The 17,019-nt window shown below is 75.2% G+C and carries 15 protein-coding genes; 9 read left to right on the forward strand and 6 right to left on the reverse strand.

Going from position 1 to position 17,019, the window contains the following annotated elements; translation table 11 throughout:
- The 5 genes from JZ5iCDA_RS04300 to JZ5iCDA_RS04320 form a co-directional block, all read left to right on the forward strand.
- The coding region (locus JZ5iCDA_RS04300; protein WP_069386029.1) for a hypothetical protein at nucleotides 1-744 on the forward strand (744 nt) is incomplete at its 5' end.
- 96 nt (nucleotides 745-840) lie between these two features.
- On the forward strand, nucleotides 841-1,095 hold the full coding sequence (locus JZ5iCDA_RS04305) for a hypothetical protein (protein ID WP_069386030.1): 255 nt from the start codon (nucleotides 841-843) through the stop codon (nucleotides 1,093-1,095).
- Between the two features lie 23 nt (nucleotides 1,096-1,118).
- Nucleotides 1,119-1,784: an ANTAR domain-containing protein gene (locus tag JZ5iCDA_RS04310; protein ID WP_069386031.1), complete on the forward strand. Its 666-nt coding sequence runs from the start codon at nucleotides 1,119-1,121 to the stop codon at nucleotides 1,782-1,784.
- A 25-nt stretch (nucleotides 1,785-1,809) separates the two neighbouring features.
- Nucleotides 1,810-3,837 carry an NHL domain-containing thioredoxin family protein gene (locus JZ5iCDA_RS04315; protein ID WP_069386032.1) on the forward strand — a complete coding sequence of 676 codons (2,028 nt, stop codon included), beginning with the start codon at nucleotides 1,810-1,812 and terminating at the stop codon, nucleotides 3,835-3,837.
- Between the two features lie 70 nt (nucleotides 3,838-3,907).
- Nucleotides 3,908-4,792, forward strand: a complete 885-nt coding sequence (locus JZ5iCDA_RS04320) for a sugar phosphate isomerase/epimerase family protein (RefSeq protein WP_069386033.1) — start codon at nucleotides 3,908-3,910, stop codon at nucleotides 4,790-4,792.
- Between the two features lie 53 nt (nucleotides 4,793-4,845).
- Here the strand turns inward: JZ5iCDA_RS04320 and JZ5iCDA_RS04325 are convergent, their stop codons facing one another.
- Nucleotides 4,846-6,297 carry a ThuA domain-containing protein gene (locus JZ5iCDA_RS04325; RefSeq protein WP_171905292.1) on the reverse strand — a complete coding sequence of 484 codons (1,452 nt, stop codon included), beginning with the start codon at nucleotides 6,295-6,297 and terminating at the stop codon, nucleotides 4,846-4,848.
- A 174-nt stretch (nucleotides 6,298-6,471) separates the two neighbouring features.
- Here JZ5iCDA_RS04325 and JZ5iCDA_RS04330 point away from each other — a divergent pair, with 174 nt between their 5' ends.
- Nucleotides 6,472-7,878 carry an MFS transporter gene (locus JZ5iCDA_RS04330; protein ID WP_069386035.1) on the forward strand — a complete coding sequence of 469 codons (1,407 nt, stop codon included), beginning with the start codon at nucleotides 6,472-6,474 and terminating at the stop codon, nucleotides 7,876-7,878.
- A 110-nt stretch (nucleotides 7,879-7,988) separates the two neighbouring features.
- Nucleotides 7,989-8,846, forward strand: a complete 858-nt coding sequence (locus tag JZ5iCDA_RS04335; protein ID WP_069386036.1) for a carbohydrate kinase family protein — start codon at nucleotides 7,989-7,991, stop codon at nucleotides 8,844-8,846.
- 21 nt (nucleotides 8,847-8,867) lie between these two features.
- Here the strand turns inward: JZ5iCDA_RS04335 and JZ5iCDA_RS04340 are convergent, their stop codons facing one another.
- The 3 genes from JZ5iCDA_RS04340 to JZ5iCDA_RS04350 are packed head-to-tail and all read right to left on the reverse strand — an operon-like array spanning nucleotide 8,868 to nucleotide 13,314.
- Nucleotides 8,868-11,168, reverse strand: coding sequence for a glycoside hydrolase family 65 protein (locus JZ5iCDA_RS04340; RefSeq protein ID WP_171905293.1), 2,301 nt, complete (start codon nucleotides 11,166-11,168; stop codon nucleotides 8,868-8,870).
- 44 nt (nucleotides 11,169-11,212) lie between these two features.
- The gene (locus tag JZ5iCDA_RS04345; protein WP_069386052.1) at nucleotides 11,213-11,959 is read right to left on the reverse strand and encodes a response regulator; all 747 of its coding nucleotides are present in this window, start codon (nucleotides 11,957-11,959) and stop codon (nucleotides 11,213-11,215) included.
- Nucleotides 11,956-13,314: a sensor histidine kinase gene (locus JZ5iCDA_RS04350; protein ID WP_139122949.1), complete on the reverse strand. Its 1,359-nt coding sequence runs from the start codon at nucleotides 13,312-13,314 to the stop codon at nucleotides 11,956-11,958. The genes JZ5iCDA_RS04345 and JZ5iCDA_RS04350 overlap by 4 nt, the downstream gene beginning before the upstream one ends.
- A gap of 139 nt (nucleotides 13,315-13,453) precedes the next feature.
- Between JZ5iCDA_RS04350 and JZ5iCDA_RS04355 the strand changes: the two genes are divergently transcribed.
- On the forward strand, nucleotides 13,454-14,269 hold the full coding sequence (locus JZ5iCDA_RS04355) for a GAP family protein (protein WP_069386039.1): 816 nt from the start codon (nucleotides 13,454-13,456) through the stop codon (nucleotides 14,267-14,269).
- 96 nt (nucleotides 14,270-14,365) lie between these two features.
- Entirely contained in the window at nucleotides 14,366-14,881 is a 516-nt protein-coding gene (locus tag JZ5iCDA_RS04360; RefSeq protein WP_069386040.1) for a hypothetical protein, read from the forward strand.
- Nucleotides 14,882-14,944: 63 nt separating this feature from the next.
- Here JZ5iCDA_RS04360 and JZ5iCDA_RS04365 read toward each other — a convergent pair whose 3' ends face one another.
- Entirely contained in the window at nucleotides 14,945-16,426 is a 1,482-nt protein-coding gene (locus JZ5iCDA_RS04365) for a flotillin family protein (protein WP_069386041.1), read from the reverse strand.
- Nucleotides 16,427-16,517: 91 nt separating this feature from the next.
- On the reverse strand, nucleotides 16,518-16,988 hold the full coding sequence (locus tag JZ5iCDA_RS04370; protein WP_069386042.1) for an NfeD family protein: 471 nt from the start codon (nucleotides 16,986-16,988) through the stop codon (nucleotides 16,518-16,520).
- Nucleotides 16,989-17,019: the final 31 nt, after the last annotated feature.

Raw genomic sequence — 17,019 nt, forward strand, 5'->3', positions numbered from 1 at the left:
GTCGACGCGCCCGGCGTCCGCCCGCCCGTCGTCACAGCGCAGGCCGCGGGCGAGACGGGGCGCGTGCGGCCGCTGCGCCCCGGCGTGTCGATCGCGCACGTCGACGTCTCCGCCGGGACGCTCGGCGCGTTCGTGCGGTCCTCCGGCGGCAACGGGACCACCGGCGCGGTGTACGCGCTGTCGAACTGGCACGTCCTGGCGGGGTCGCCCACCGCCGCGGCGGGGGACGTCGTCGTGCAGCCCGGTGCGGCCGACGGCGGCCGCGAGCCCGACGACCGCGTCGGCACCCTCGCCGGGCTCGTGCCGCTCGAGGCGGGCACGACCCAGGCCGTCGACGCCGCGCTCGCGCTGCTCGACGACCCCGACGTCGACCCGACGTACCCGGTGGGCCGCGTGACGACCACCGCCGTCGCGCTGGGCGGCGAGGCCGTCGGCAAGACCGGCCGCACGACCGGCGTCACCGCGGGGCGCGTCACGGCCATCGAGCTCGACGACGTCGTCGTCGGGTACGGCGACCAGCTCGGCGCGCTGCGCTTCGACGACCAGATCGAGATCGAGTCCACCGGCACCGGACCGTTCTCGCGCGGCGGCGACTCCGGCTCCCTCGTCTACCGGGAGGACGGCGTCGCGCTCGGCCTGCTGTTCGCCGGCTCGGAGACCGGCGGCACGAACGGCACCGGGCTCACGTACTGCAACCCCGTCGGCACGGTGCTCGACCGGCTCGGCGCGACCCTCCTCGGCTGAGCGCGACAGTCACCCGGCCGCCGTCGACCTGCCGCCCGACCACGATCGGGCGCACAATGGCTGCGAACGCACGTCGACCTCAGGAGGTGGTGCGTCGTGGCGACCCTCGACCGTGCACGCGAGGCCAAGACCGTGCTGCGCCGCGAGATCGCCGGCCGCACCGGCGTGACCGGCATCGGCCTCGCCCGCACCCGCCCCGCGGGGCGCGCGACGCCCGGGCCCGACACGTCCGCGCAGGAGGACTGGGTGCTGCGCGTCAACGTCGCGTCCGCGGACGTGCCCGTGCCCGCGACCGTCGACGGCGTCGACGTCGAGGTGCGTGTCGTCGGAGTCGTGACAGCGTCCTCCTGAGACCACGTCGGACAGGAGGCACCATGGAGTTCTCGCGGTACCCCGCCGAGTTCGCGACCCGTGTCGCCGCGGTGCTCGGCGCCGGGCTCGAGGCGAGCGTCTCGGTGTCGCACCACGGCGCCGTCGTGCGCGCGGGGAGCAGCTCCGACGCCGCCGCGCGCTGCGATCGCGTCGAGGCGCTCGCCGACGACGGGCCGTGCGTCCACGCGATGAAGGTGCTCCAGGTTCAGGTCGTGCCCGACATCTCGGTCGAGACCCGCTGGCAGCCCTGGACGAAGCAGGTGGTCGAGGAGGGCTACAGCTCCTCGATCGCCGTGCCGGCGCACGTCGCCCCCGGCGTCGCGGTCGCGCTCAACCTCTACGCGCGCGAGGGCGACCCGTGGGACGCGAAGCTGCTCACCGCCACCGACTCGTACGTCCAGCTCATCGCCTCGGCCATCGGGCTGCGCCTCGAGGTCGCCGAGCTCGAGGACTCCGCCGCCGACCTCTATCGGCGGATGTCCGACACCGTCGCGGAGGAGCGGGCGATCGGCGCCCTGATGCAGTCGAACCGGTGCACCGAGGAGGAGGCCCGGCGCATCCTCGAGACCGCCTCGCGCAAGCGCGACGTCAGCCGGCGCGAGGTGGCCGAGACGCTCCTCAAGGCCATGCTCTACCCCGACGACAGGGACGTCGGCGGCACGCGCTGAGGTCCCGGAGCCGCACAATGGTCGCGTGACGACCCCTGCCTCGCCGACCGTGTCCCGCCTGCCCCGCGTCCGCGCGTCCGAGCTCGTCGGCCGCGGCTGGCTCAACACCGGTGGCCGCGACCTGACGCTCGCCGACCTGCGGGGCAAAGTCGTCGTCCTCGACTTCTGGACCTTCTGCTGCATCAACTGCCTCCACGTGCTCGACGAGCTGCGCGAGCTCGAGGAGGCGCACCGCGACGAGCTCGTCATCGTCGGCGTGCACTCGCCGAAGTTCGAGCACGAGGCCGACCCCGTCGCCCTCGCGGCCGCCGTCGAGCGGTACGAGGTCCACCACCCCGTCCTCGACGACCCCGAGCTCGTCACCTGGTCCGCGTACGCCGCGCGCGCCTGGCCCACGCTCGTCGTCGTCGACCCCGAGGGGTACGTCGTCGCGCAGATGGCCGGCGAGGGGCATGCGTCCGCCATCGCGGCGCTGGTCGACGGGCTCGTCGCCGAGCACGACGCCAAGGGGACCCTGCACCGCGGTGACGGCCCGTACGTGCCGCCCGCCCCGACGTCCGGCACGCTCCGCTTCCCCGCGAAGGCCGTCACGCTGCCGAGCGGGAACCTCCTCGTCGCCGACGCCGGCCACCACTCCCTCGCCGAGCTCGCGCCCGACGCCGAGACCCTCGTCCGGCGCATCGGCACCGGCGAGCGCGGCCTCGTCGACGGCGGGCCCGACGACGCCCGGTTCAGCGAGCCCAACGGGCTGTGCCTCGTGCCCGACGAGCTGCGGCCGTGGCTGGAGTACGACGTCCTCGTCGCCGACACGGTGAACCACGCGCTGCGGGGCGTGCGGTTGTCGGACGGCGTCGTGACGACCGTCGCCGGGAACGGGCAGCAGTACATGGTGGGCGGTGTGGAGAACGCCGTGCTCGACGCGGACGGCACGGTCGGGCCGTTCACCCCGGGCTCCCAGCTTCCGCCGCTGAACGTCAGGCTGTCGTCGCCGTGGGACGTTGCGTGGTCGCAGGAGCTCGCGGCGTTCGTCGTGGCGATGGCCGGGAACCACACGTTGTGGGCGTTCGACGACAAGGAGGGGTCGCTGCGCCTCCTTGCCGGGACGATGAACGAAGGGCTCGAGGACGGGCCGGGGGAGTCGGCGTGGTTCGCGCAGCCGTCCGGGCTCGCCGTCGGTGACGACGGCGCGATCTGGGTGGCCGACTCCGAGACGTCCGCGCTGCGGCGGGTCGAGCCCGTGAACGGCATGGGGGTCCACGTGCGGACCGCCGTCGGGCAGGGGCTGTTCGACTTCGGGCACCGGGACGGGGCGACCGACCAGGCGCTGCTCCAGCACCCGCTCGGGGTCGCGGTGCTGCCCGACGGGAGCGTCGTCGTCGCCGACACGTACGACGGGGCGGTCCGGCGGGTCGTGCTCGACGACGCGGCGCCCGGTGCGGACGTCGGCGACGGGGCGGCCGGGACGCGGCTCGCGGGCCAGGTCACGACCCTGGCGACGGGCCTCGCGGAGCCGAGCGACGTCGTCGTGCAGGTCGGTGAGACGCCGGACGGGTCGCCGCAGGTGCACCTGCTCGTCGTCGAGTCCGCGGCGCACCGGCTCACGCGCGTCGCGCTGCCCGCCGGCCTCGCGGGCGAGGTGCTCGACGGCGGCGCGCACCGCACGCAGCGGCCCGCCACCGACGTCGCGGCCGGGCCGCTGCGGCTCGACGTGCCGTTCGTGCCCGCGCCGGGGCAGAAGCTCGACGACCGGTTCGGGCCCTCCACGGAGCTGCGGGTGAGCGCGACGCCGCCCGAGCTGCTGCTGTCCGGCGACGGCACCGGGACGGACCTCGCGCGCGACCTCGTGATCAACCCGGACGTGGCCGAGGGCGTGCTGCACGTGACCGCGCGGGCGGCGTCGTGCGACGTCGTGCCGCTCGGCCCGGACGGCGAGCCCGGCCCGGACGTGTTCCCCGCGTGCCACCTCGCGCAGCAGGACTGGGGCGTGCCGGTGCGGGTCGTCGGCGCCGAGCCGGGGGACGCGCCCGTGCTCACGCTGCCGCTGCGGGGCTGAGTGTCGCACGGCCGGGGCCTGCTGTCAGCGCTGGGTGTGAGGCCCCGGTGCCGGGTCTAGGGTGACCGACATGTCAGACGCGACGACCCCGCGTCCTCCCTCCGGCCCGGGGGAGCCACGCATCCACGTGACCCTGTCCACCGCCAGCGTGTACCCGCGGCGCGCGGGCTACGCGTTCCAGGCCGCCGCCGACCTCGGCTACGACGGCGTGGAGGTCATGGTCTGGTCGGACGAGGTCACGCAGGACGCCGCCGCCCTCCGCCGGCTCGCCCGCGACCACGAGATGCCGATCCGCAGCATCCACGCGCCGACGCTCCTCGTGAGCCAGCGCGTGTGGGGGCGGGCGCCGGGGCCCAAGCTCCGCCGCAGCGTCGAGCTCGCGCAGGAGGTCGGGGCGAGCACCGTCGTCGTGCACCCGCCGTTCCGGTGGCAGTACCGGTACGCGCGCGAGTTCGAGGACCTCGTGCGCGAGCTCGACGAGACCGAGGGCGTGACCATCGCCGTCGAGAACATGTACCCGTGGCGCGGCCGCAAGCGCGAGATGCAGGCCTACCTGCCGGGCTGGGACCCGTCGGAGCACGGGTACGACCACGTCACGCTCGACCTGTCGCACGCGGCCGTCGCCCAGCAGGACGCGCTCATGCTCCTCGACGTGTTCGACGGCCGGCTGGCGCACGTGCACCTCGCCGACGGCTCGTCGTCGAACAAGGACGAGCACCTCGTCCCCGGGCGCGGCGACCAGCCGTGCGACAAGGTGCTCACCGAGCTGGTGCGGCGCGGGTGGTCGGGCGACGTCGTCGTCGAGATCGCGACCCGCCGCGCCCGGACGGCCGCCGAGCGGCGCGCGGACCTCGCGGCGTCGCTGTTCTACGCGCGCACGTACCTGACGCCGGGACCGCACCCGCCCTACGAGCCCCCGCCGGGGCCGGTGCACCGCCACGCCGACGCCTGGTGACGACGAGGGCCGGGCTCGCTCGTCGGACAAGCGAGCCCGGCCTCCGTCGGACGTCAGTCGGAGCCGAGGTAGGCGACCGTGGCGTGCTCGAACACCTCGGTGCCGTCACGCTCGGCCGAGAGCGTCACCTCGACCTCACCCGCCGGGGCCTGCGCGACCCGCGACGCGAACGCGTGGTACGCCGACCGCCCGGGTGCGACGTCCTCGAACGTGCGCGTGCCGTACGCCGTGGCGAGCGTGATGTCGACCGGGGTGTCCTCCTCGTTGAGGACGCGGACCGCGACGTAGTCCTTGCTGCCGAGGGCGCGCAGCTCGGCCTCGGCCGAGAACGCGAGGTCGACGTCGCCCTCGCCGGGCAGCGCCGACTGCCAGTCGACGAGGTCGTCGATCTTCGTCCCGAGCAGGGCCCGGTCGCCCGCCGCCTCCGACAGGTGGTCGACGAGGGCGCGCGCGCCGCCGAGGACCTGAACGGCGGTCTCGTGGTCGTCCGCGTCGGCCGCCTCCTGGGCGCTGTCGAGCAGCGCCGAGATGGAGCCGGCGATGACGCGGTCGCCCAGGGCCGTCGTGTCGAGGTCCGCGACGATCTCGTCGACCTCGCCGAACGTCACGCAGTTGCCGCCGCCCTCGACGAGGCCGGCGGTCCACTCGACGCCCTTGAGCACGTGCTCGAGGAACAGCGGGTCGGTCCATGATGCGTCGGTGTGGCCGGCGCCCTCGTACCAGGAGCGGCCGCCCTCGAAGTTGTGGCACCACGCGATCGGGTGGTCCTCACCCATGGCGTTGTCGCCCGGGTCGTACGTCGACTCGTCGAGCGTGATGAGGACGTGCACGTCCTCGCGCGGGTTGGTCGTGTAGTTGTACCACTCGTCGAACCGCTCCCAGGCGGCCGGGAGGTGCTCGGTCGACGGGTGCGCCGGGCTCTCGACCCGCATGGTCGCCGTCTGCTGCTGCGGGTGGCTGACGAACCGCGCGCCGCCGCCGGTGAGCTCGCTGTACCAGGGCACGGTGTGCATCGTGTCCGTCGCGGCGTGCAGACCGACGAAGCCGCCGCCCGCACGGATGTACCCCTGGAACGCGGCGAGCTCGGCGTCGTCGAGCAGGCGCGGCTTGTCGGGGTTCAGGTCGTTGGTGTTGTCCACCGGCGACGCGAAGACGATCGTCGCGTACTGCTGGAGGTCCTCGGTGCTCGTGAAGGGCGAGCTGTCGAGCGTGAGGTCCGGCTGGCCGGGCGACCCGGGACCCCACCAGCCGCCCGAGTCGTTCGGCGGGTCCCACACGTCCACGGTGAAGCCGTTCTCCTCGCCGAGGGCGATGAGCGCGCGGGTCGTGTCGTCGATGTGGGAGTGGCGGAACCCGAGGGTCTCGCCGACGACGAGGATCTTGTACTCCTCGCCGTCCTCGGCGGCCGCGGCCGCGGGGGCGAGCGCGAACCCCGACGCCGCGAGCGGGAGGGTCACGAGACCCGCCGCCGCCCGGTGGAACGTCTTCCCGTTGAACAAATCCATGCCTGCGTCTCCTCGTCTCGCCGGTGAGTCCTGAGAGCGTCGTGCGCGCACCGCGTCGTCCCGCGGCGGCCACCGCCTACTTTTCGTGGGTGGCATGCAGAAGTCAAGGGATGGCGTGCCGGCTTGCGGCGGTCGTCGGCCGCGGGTACACGACGTGACGTAGGCTCGTCGATCGTGGCCCGGGTCAACGGTCTTCTCGCCGACACGACGCCGCTGCGCACCTCCCCGCCGTTCCGCCGCCTGTGGTGGGGGCTGGGGATCTCGAACCTCGGGTCGCAGCTCACCGTCGTCGCCGTGGGCCTGCAGGTGTACGCCCTCACGGGGTCGTCCCTCGCGGTCGGCGTCCTGGGCGTCTGCGCGCTCGTGCCCCTCGTCGTGCTCGGGCTCTACGGCGGCGCGCTCGTCGACGCCTACGACCGCCGCAAGGTCGCCCTCGCCGCGTCGACCGCGCTGTGGGTGATCACCACCCTGATCGCGGTGCAGGCGTGGCTCCACCTCGACTCGGTGGGCGTCCTCTACGCGCTCGTCGCGCTGCAGTCCGCGGCGTTCGCGATCAACAACCCGGCGCGGTCCGCGATCATCCCGCGCCTCGTCGAGCCGCGGCTGCTGCCCGCCGCGAACGCTCTGCAGACCCTCGCGTGGAACGTCGCGCTCACCGTCGGGCCGCTCGGCGGGGCGTTCCTCGTCGCGCTGTGGGGCTACCAGGTCGCGTACACCATCGACGCGGTGCTGTTCACGGCCGCGCTGTGGGCGGTGTGGCGCCTGCCCGACATCCCGCCCCTGCCGGCGCCGGAGGTCGCGCCGCCCGCGTCCGAGCCCGGCACGGCGCTCGGCGCGGACGACGTGTCCGGGGTGCAGGTCGCCCCGGTCGGTCCTGGTGCGGACAGCTCCGGTGCCCGACGACGACGGCGCGGCCGGGTGGTCGGCTGGCGGTCGGTGGTGGACGGGCTGCGCTACCTCGCCACGCAGCCGAACGTCCGCACGACGTTCCTCGTCGACCTCGCCGCGATGGTCCTCGCGTCTCCGCGCGTGCTGCTGCCGGCCGCGGGCGTCGTGTGGCTCGGCGGCGGGGAGGCGACGACGGGCGTGCTCACCGCCGCGTTCGCGGTCGGCGCCGTGCTCGCGGGCGTGTTCTCCGGCGGGCTCTCGCGCGTGCGGTGGCAGGGCCGCGTCATCGTGTGGGCGATCACCGCGTACGGGCTGAGCATCGTCCTGCTCGGGCTCGTGCTGCTGGCCGTCGGGCCGACGGAGCCCACGACGGTGCTCGTGGGAGGGGTCGTCGCGGCGTGCGTCGCGCTCGCGCTGGCCGGCGCGGCCGACGCGGTGAGCGCCGTCTTCCGGCAGACGATCCTGCAGACCGCGACCCCCGACGACATGCGCGGGCGCCTTCAGGGCGTCTTCATCGTCGTCGTCGCGGGCGGCCCGCGGCTCGGCGAGCTCGTGCTCGGCGCGCAGGCGACCTGGGTCGGCGAGGCGTGGGCCGCCGTCGCGGGCGGCGTGGCGTGCGTCGTCGTCCTGTGGCTGGTCCTGCGCGCGCAGCGGCGCTTCTGGCGCTACGACGCCCTGCACCCCGAGCCGTGACCGTCCCGCCCGCCGAACGCTGCGCTACCGCTCGGCAGATGCGTTCCTGGACGCGTCTCTCGCGCTCGGACGCATCGCTCGCGGCAGCCGGGAGTCCCTAGGGTGAGCGCGTGACCTCGACAGACGTCCTCGTGGCCGGCCCCGCGTCGTGGAACCGCGTCGTGCACCTGGACGCGCTCCCGCAGCCGACGCCGCACACGGTGCTCGCCCGCGGCTCCTACGACACCGTCGGCGGCACCTCCGCGGGCAAGGCGCTCAACCTCGCGGCGCTCGGACGCGCGGTCACGCTGCGCACCGTGCTCGGCGACGACGACGAGGGCGACCGCGTGCGCTCGACGCTCGAGGCGGGCGGCGTGCGGGTGCTCGCCGAGCCCTCGCCGGACGGCCGGACGGAGAGCCACCTCAACCTCATGGACGCCGACGGCGGGCGGCTGTCGGTCTACCTCCGTGCGCCGGGCGAGGTGGCGGCGGGCGGCCCGACGTGGGCGGCGACGACGGCCGCCCTCGCCGCGGCGCGCGTCGTCGTCGTGGACCTCGCCGTGCCGGCCCTCCCGGTGCTCGCGGAGGCGTCGGGCCGCGGTCTCGACGTCTGGGTCGACCTGCACGACTACGACGGCACGACGGCGTTCCACCAGCCGTGGGTCGAGGCCGGGACGCACGTGTTCCTCAGCTCCGACCGCCTGCCCGACCACCGCGCGTTCATGGCCGCGCGCCGCGACGCCGGGGCGCGGCTCGTCGTCTGCACCCACGGTGCGCGCGGCGCGACGGCGCTCACGGCCGACGGGTTCGTCGAGGTGCCCGCCGAGACGGTCGACGACGTCGTGGACACCAACGGCGCGGGCGACGCCTTCTTCGCGGGTCTCCTCGACGCGCACCTGCGCGGCGAGCCGGTCACGGCGGCGATGCGGGCGGGTGCCGCGCACGCCGCACGGGTCGTGCGCAGCCCCGGCCTGGCGCCGCTCGTCTGACCCCCGACGTCTCGGGCGCGTCTACGACGCCGCGAACAGCGGCGACCGGCCCGGAGGCTGCGTCGGGGGAGTGCGCGGGACCGCGGGCGGCACGTGCCCGCGCTGCTCGGGCGCCGCCGTCGTGAGGTGGATCTTCTCTCCGTGGTGCGTGAGCCGCGCCTCGTCCCCGGCGACGAGCCGGTAGGTCGCGACCTGCCCCCGCACGTCGACCGTCACGCGGGCGTCGCCCTGCCGGACGGCGAACGCGAGGCGCTGCAGGCGGGACGGGAGCCGGGGCGCGAGGTGCAGCAGGCCGTCGTCCCCGTGGCGCAGCCCGCCCATCCCGGCGACGAGCGCCGTCCACGCGCCCGCGAGCGACGCGACGTGCAGGCCGCCGTCGGTCGACGCGCGCAGGTCGCAGAGGTCGAGCAGGGCGCACTCGCGCGCGTAGTCGTACGCGAGGTCGGTGTAGCCCACCTCGGCCGCGACGACCGCCTGGGCGGGCGCGGACAGCGACGAGTCGCGCACGGTCAGCGGCTCGTAGTAGTCGAAGTCGCGCAGCTTCTGCTCGAGCGAGAAGGAGTCGGCGGCCGTGTGGAGGGCGAGCACGAGGTCGGCCTGCTTGACCACCTGGTGGCGGTAGAGCTCGACGTAGGGGACGTGGTCGTCCAGCGGGAACCGGGCGGTGACGCGCGGCTCGAAGTGCCACGGCGCGTGGCGCGTGAAGTCCTGGGACTGCTCCGTGACCTGCAGGTCGGCGTTGTACGGCACGACCATCCGGTCGGCCGCGCGCAGCCACGCGTCGCGCTCGCCGGAGGTGACGCCGAGGCGCTCCGCCTCCTCGGGGTGACGCCCGCACAGCGCGTCCGCGTAGCGGAGGTTCGCCTGCGCCATGAGGTTCGTGTACGCGTTGTTGTCGACGAGGGCGGTGTACTCGTCCGGCCCGGTGACGCCGTCGATGCGGAACCCGTCGGCCGTGTGGTGCCCGCGGCCCGCCCACAGGCGGGCCGTCTCGACGACGAGGTCGACGGCCACGTCGCGCTCGAACGCCACGTCCTCGGTCACCACGGCGTGCCGGACGGCGGCGCACGCGATGTCCGCGTTGATGTGGAACGCCGCGGTGCCGGCGGGCCAGTAGCCAGAGCTCTCGCGCCCGCTGATCGTCCGCCAGGGGAAGGTCACGCCCGGCAGGCCGAGCTCGGCGGCGCGGTCCCGCGCCTCCGGCAGGGTGCGGTGGCGCCAGCGCAGGTGGTCGGCTGCCGCAGCCGGCAGCACGTGGTCGAGCACGGGCAGCACGAAGCACTCGGAGTCCCAGAAGCCGTGGCCCGCGTACCCGGTCCCCGTCATCCCCTTGGCCCGGATCCCGACCTCCTCGACCTGCGCCGAGGCCTGCACCACGGAGAAGAGCGCGTGGCGCAGCGCCTGCTGCATCTCGTCGTCGCCCTCGACGCGGACGTCCCCGCGCTCCCACACCTCGGCGAGGAGCTGCCGCTGCTCGCGCTGGAGCTCGTCCCACCCGGCGCGCCCGGCGGACGCGAGCGCCTCGTGCGCCCGTGCGGCGAGCGACGGGGAGTCGACGCCGGCGGCGTGCGCCGCGAGGACGAGCACGCGCACCCGCTCGCCAGCGCCCAGGCGAGCGGTGAGGGCGGCGTGCGGCGCGCCGTCCCAGGTCGGCGAGACGCCGTCCGAGCACTCGACGACGTGCGCCGTCTCGACCGCGACGGCGCGGCCCGAGCGCACGGCGCGCTGGTGGACCGAGGTGCCCTGGGCGTCGTGCCGGCACGCGGTCGTAACGAGGCCCGGCTCGTCGCCCGCGGGACCCGTGCCGGCGTGCGGGCAGTCCGGGGCGGGCCGGACGGTCACCGTGACGTCGTCCTCGGCGCGCACCTGCCACCACGTCGCGACGATCTCGCGCCGCACGAGCGACACGAGGCGCCGGCTCGTCAGGTGCACGGTCGCGCCCGAGGGCGCCGTCCAGCGCACCTCGCGGTCGAGGACGCCGTGCCGCAGGTCGAGGACGCGGCGGTGCTCGTGGACCGTCCCGGTCGAGAGGTCGACGGGCTCGCCGTCGACCGTGCAGCCGAGGCGCCAGGCGTCGACGACGGGGACGAGGCGCTCCTCGACGTCCGGGTAGGCGTAGCCGCCCTCCGCGTAGGTGTGGTCGTACTCCTCGAACACCGGCGCGACGAGCGTCGCCGGCGCGTCGTCGTGGCCGGGCTCGTCGAGGACCCCGCGCACCCCGACGAAGCCGTTCGCCAGCGCGAGCACCGAGGCGACCGCCCCGGGCGCGATGTCGAGGTCGGACTCCTGCACGGACCACGGGTCGGGACTGCTCGGCGTCACGGAGGACACTCCATCACGAGCGCGGCCGGTTCACCCGCCGACGGTCAGGCGAGGCCCGTGTCCCGCGCGACGATCGCGGCCTGCATCCGCGTGGCGACGCCGAGCTTGGCGAGCACGCGGGACACGTGGGTCTTGGCCGTCGCCTCGGTGATGAACAGCTCCGTCGCGATGCCCTGGTTCGACAGCCCTCGCCCCAGCGCGGCGAGCACGTCGACCTCCCGCGGCGTGAGCTCGGCGAGGCGGGGGTCGGCTGCCGCGGATGACGGCGTCCCGGCCGCGCCCTCACCTGGCCCGGTCGGCCCGGCCGACCCCGCTCCGGGATCGCCCGACGCCGGCCCGCCCGGACGCGGGACGCCGTCGCCGCCCCGCGCGAACGCCGCGAGCAGGCGGCGCGTGACCTCGGGTGCGAGCACGCCGTCGCCGTCCGCGACGCGGCGCACGGCGTCGAGGAGGGCCGCGGGCTCGGCCGACTTGAGCAGGAAGCCGGCCGCCCCGGCGCGCAGCGCCCCGTCGACGTACTCGTCGAGGTCGAACGTCGTGAGGACGAGCACGTCGGCGAGGCCCTCGGCCGTGATGGTCCGGGTCGCCTCGATGCCGTCCACGCCCGGCATGCGCAGGTCCATGAGCACGACGTCGGGGCGCAGCGCCCGCGCGTTCGTGACCGCCGCGGTGCCGTCCGCGGCTTCGCCGACCACCTCGACGTCGTCGGCGGCGTCGAGCAGCAGGCGCAGCCCCGCCCGGATCGCGGCGTGGTCGTCGGCGAGCAGGACGCGCACGGTCCGCCCGGTCACGACGCGTCCCCCGTCGCGCGGGCACCGGCGGCGTCCGGCACGACCGCGGGCGCGGGCACCCGCGCGCTGACCGTCCACCCGCCGCCCGGCGCGGGACCGGCCTCGAGCGTGCCGCCGAGGCCCTCCGCGCGCTCGCGCATCGTCAGCAGTCCCGTGCCCGCGCTGAGCGCCGGCTCGGCGAGCGGGGAAGGAGAGGCGGCACCGTCGTCGTGCACGGTGAGCTCGACGTGCTCGCCAGCACGCTCGAGCCGCACGGCGACCGGTGCGCCCGGTGCGTGCTTGAGCGCGTTCGTCAGCGCCTCCTGCGCGATCCGGTGCAGCGCCTGGTCGGCGGCCGCGGGCAGCGGGGCGTGCGCGACGTCGCCCGGGTCGTCGATCACCACCGCGCTGCCCGCCGACCGCGCCGCCTCGACGAGCACCTCGAGCTCCGCGAGCCGGCCCGGCGAGGTCACCGGTCCCGTGCCCGGCTCGCCGCGGGCGGGGCCGCTTCGCAGCAGCAGGATCATCGACCGCATCTCCTCGAGCGACGCCACCGCGCTCGACCGCACCTGCTCGAGCGCCGCGCGGTCCCGGGCGGCGTCGGGCGGGGTCTGCAGCACGGCGCCCGAGTGGATCGCGATCGCCGACAGGTGCGAGGCGATCACGTCGTGCAGGTCGCGCGCCATCGCCGCGCGTTCCGCGCGCACGGCCTCGTGCCGGTCGAGCTCGGCGAGTCGCTCGAGGTCGAGCGCGCGCTGCCGCTCGAGCTCGGCCGTCCGGGCGGCGCTCGCGGCGTCGCGCGCGGCGAGGTCGGCCCGGTCGCGCTCGAGGTCGGCGAGCTCGCTCTTCTGCCGCACGTTCGTCGCCCACCACAGGGGGACGAGCAGGACCGCACCGAGCTGCATGCCCATGAAGACGAACTCGCGCACGTCGCGCGTCGCCTCGCCGGCCGCGACGGCGCCGAGGACTGTCACGCCGATCGCCATGCTCCACAGCCAGGCACGTGCTCGGGGCCGGGCCCACAGCGCGGCGGCGTAGAGCAGGTCCCACAGCACCAGCGTGAGCGCGAGGCTGCCTCCCCACGCGAGGTCCACGAGCATGACGACGACGCCGCCCGCGAGCGCGAGCATCGGGTGCCGGCGCTTGACGAGGATGAGCGCGCAGCCGGCCGCGAGGAGCGCGAGACGCCACCACGGCTCGGCCATCGGGACGCGGAACGGCGCCTCGTCGGGCACGAGGTCCACGAGGCCGAGCTCGATGCAGAGCCAGCCGAACGCGAACGTCAGCACCGCCGTCACGAGGTCGTTGCGACGGTCCTCGATGCGCAGCGCGCCCCGCAGGGCGCCGACCACCGCGCTGCCGGACCGTTCGCTCACCCTCCCATCCCAGCACAGCGGCCCGCGGCACGGATCCGTCGAACGGTGTACGGCGCGGCGCGCAGGGGCGCGTCAGCCCGCCGGGGATCGGTCGTCCGCCCGACGACGCGCCCGCGTGCCGCGCGCGAGGCTCGGGGACATGGACCTTCCCCTCCCTCTCGACGGCTTCGACGGCAGCGCGGGCCTCGCCGCGATGGCCGGCGTGCTCGTCGTGCTGGCGCTGATCGACTCCACGAGCTTCGGCACGCTGCTCGTCCCGGTGTGGCTGCTGCTCGCCCCGGGGCGGCTGCGCGCCGGCCGGGTGCTCGCGTACCTCGCGACGGTCGCAGGCTTCTACCTCGTCGTCGGCGTCGTGGTGATGCTCGGCGCCGGCGCGTTCCTCGACCGCTTCGGCGCGGCGCTCGACACGCGCGCGGCCACGATCGTGCAGCTCCTGCTCGGCATCGCGCTGTTCGCGCTGAGCTTCCGCTTCGACGGCAAGCGCGCCGCGCGCCGGGCGGGGTCGGGCAAGGGCCAGGGCCGGCTCTCGCGGTGGCGCGAGCGGGCGCTCGGCATCGAGTCCGACGCCGGGACGACCGCGGGCGCCGCGGGCACCGCCGTGGTGGCCCCGGCACGGCGCGCGTCCGTCCTGCCGCTCGTGGGGCTCGCGCTGGGCGCGGCGTCGCTCGAGGTCGCGACGATGCTGCCGTACCTCGGGGCGATCGGGATCATCACGACGTCCGACGTCGCGTGGCCGGCGTCGGCGGGGATCCTCGCGGCGTACTGCGTCGTCATGGTCGCGCCGGCGCTCCTGCTGCTGCTCGGCCGCCTCGTCGCGGCGCGCGCCGTCGACCCCATGCTGCGACGGCTCGACGCGTGGCTGACGAAGAACGCGGCGGAGATGACCGGGTGGGTCCTCGGGGTGCTCGGGGTGCTGCTCGCGCTCGACGCGATGGGCCGTCTCGGCTGGACCTGACGGGCCCCCGGGCTGCGTGCGCACGAGGGGCTCCGTACGGTGCGGGGACGGAGGACCCGACGACCGCGCCCGGCGACCCAGCGAAGGTGGCACACCGTGACCCGCACCCGACCCCTCGGCGCCGCCGCGGCGCTGCTCCTCGCCCTCGCGCTCGCCGGCTGCGGCGACGACGCGGCGGACGGCTCGGCCACCCTGCCCGAGCCGTCGGCGCCCGCAGGCGGCCAGACGTCCGCGGCCGAGGACGACGACACCACGGACGACACGACGGACGACACGGCCGGCGACGACGGCGGTGACGGCCCCGGCGAGCTGACGTTCCGCACGGAGGACGGGAGCATCGAGATCACCGGGCCGTCGGACAACTGCGCCAGCACGAACGCCACCGACCTGCAGGCCACGTTCACGCAGGGCGAGGACGAGGTCGGCGTCACGGTCACCGACGGCGCGGGCCAGGTGACCGTCACCGGCGGCACGACGTTCGAGGGCACGACCACGCAGTTCTCGGTCGACGACGAGGGCGAGGTCGACATCCGCGGCACGGGGGCGCCGGCGGAGGGCCAGACCGAGCCCGTGGCGTTCACCGTGACGGGCACCTGCGCCGGCGAGGACTGAGGGCCGACCGCACGACGGGCCGCCCGGGAGGTCCCGGACGGCCCGTCGTCGACGCGGAGCGGGTCAGTGGCTGGTGCCGTTGGTGCCCGCCGCCGCGGGCGCGCCGCCCGCGGGCAGCTTCCCGCCCGCGAGGCCCGCGATGAGCGCGTTGATGTCGACACCCGTGAGCTGCTTGACGACCTCCTGGCCCTCGCCGAGCACGGACGCGACGTTCTTCGTGATCGACGACGCGCCGTCGGTCGAGACGACCGTCATGCCCTGGATCTTGCCGATCGGCTCCGCGGCCGCGCGCACGATCTCGGGCAGGCGCTCGATGAGCTCCTGCACGAGCGCCGCCTCGCCGTACTTCTGCAGGGCGTCGGCCTTGGCGTCCGTCGCCGCCGCCTCGGCGCGACCCTCGGCCTCGATCGCGGCCGCGCGGGCCTCGCCCTCGGCCTTGATACCGGCGGCGAGGGCGACCTGACGGTCGCGCTCGGCCTCACCGGCGCGGCGCACGGCCTGCGCGGACGCCTCGGCGTCCTGGATCGCGGCCGTCTTGTTCGCCTCGGCGATGACGGTGCGCTTGTACGCGTCCGCCTCGGTCGCGGCGTTCGCCGCGTCACGACGAGCGTTGGCCTCCTGGACCTCGGCGTACGCCTTGGCCTCGGCCGGCTTGCGGACCTCGATGTCGAGGCGCTCCTGCGTCACGCGGGCCTGCTCGGCGAGCGCTTCGCGCTCCTGCTGCGCGACGAGGCGGTCCTGCTCCGCGCGCGCGAGCTGACCGGCGGCCTCGGCCTCGGCGTTCGCGCGGTCGGTGTCGGCCTTGATCGCGGCGCGCTTGAGGTCGAGCGCCTTCTGGCGCTCGGCGATCTGCTCGGCCGCCTCGATGACGGCGAACTCGGACGCGCGCTGCGCCTCGGCCTCGGAGACCTCGGCGACCTGGCGGGCGCGCGCCGACTCGGCACGACCCAGGTTGGCGAGGTAGTCGGAGCCCGGCGTCGAGATGTCGGAGATGTTGAGCAGGTCGACCTGCAGGCCCTGCTCGGACAGGTCGGCCTTCGTCGACTGCACGACGCGGTCGGACAGGCCCTTGCGGTCGGAGATGATCTGCTCGATCGTCATGTCGCCGACGATGGAGCGCAGCGAGCCCTCGAGCGACTCCTTGATGATCTCCGTGAGCGTGCCCTGCTGGGACAGGAAGCGCTGGGCGGCGCGACGCACGCCCTCCTCGTCGCCGCGGACCTTGAAGTTGATCGACGCCTTGATGGCGATCTTGATGCGGTTCTTGTCGACGCCCTCGACGGTGATCCCGATCTGGCGCTGCTCGAGCGAGATCGAGAAGCCCTGCTGGAGGATCGGCCACACGAACGTCCGGCCGCCGACGACGACCTTCTGGCCGCTGCCCGCGGCCTCCTTGCGGCCGGCGCCCCGGCCCACGATGACGAGGGCCTCGTTCGGCGGGACGCGGCGGATGCGCTTGCTGATGAAGACGATCACCGCGAACAGCGCGATGACGAGGGCGACGATCGCCAGGGTGGTGACGAGGTCGGTCGAGTCCGTGAACATGGTGCGCGCCGGGGCGCGTCTCCTTCCGGTCAGGGCGGGTGGGGACGTGGAGGTGGTCAGGTGACGGTGGTCCGGGCCGACCGGCCGAGACTCAGTCGTCGGCGAAGTGGCGGCGCACGCGCACCTTGCTGCCGGACTGCTCGAGGACGACGACGCGCGCCCCGGCGGGGATGGGCTCCTCGGACCACGCGAGCCGGCGCTCGAGCTCGTGCGCGGCGTCGAGCGAGACCTCGCCGGACGACGGGTCGATGGCGGTCGTGGCGGTGCCCTGCACGCCCACGAGCGACACCGCGACGCCGTCCTCGGAGTCGCGCAGACGGCGCACGAGCAGCTGGACGAGGAGCACGACGACCGCGGCCAGGGCGAGGGAGCCGGCGTAGGCGAGCCAGGTGGGCAGGTCGTTGACGGTGACGATCGCGCCGACCGCGCCGAAGACGACGCCCCCGACGCCGAGCGAGGTCCCCGACAGCGCGCCGTCGGCGATGTCGACGATCTCCCCCACGAGCAGCGAGAGCAGCAGGAGGGCGAGGCCGGCGAGACCGATGACGACGAAGACGAGCATGGAGGTTCCCTTGGGCGGCGTGTGGAGTTGT

The organism is Cellulosimicrobium cellulans (assembly GCF_001722485.1).
GTDB classification, from domain to species: Bacteria; Actinomycetota; Actinomycetes; order Actinomycetales; family Cellulomonadaceae; genus Cellulosimicrobium; species Cellulosimicrobium cellulans_A.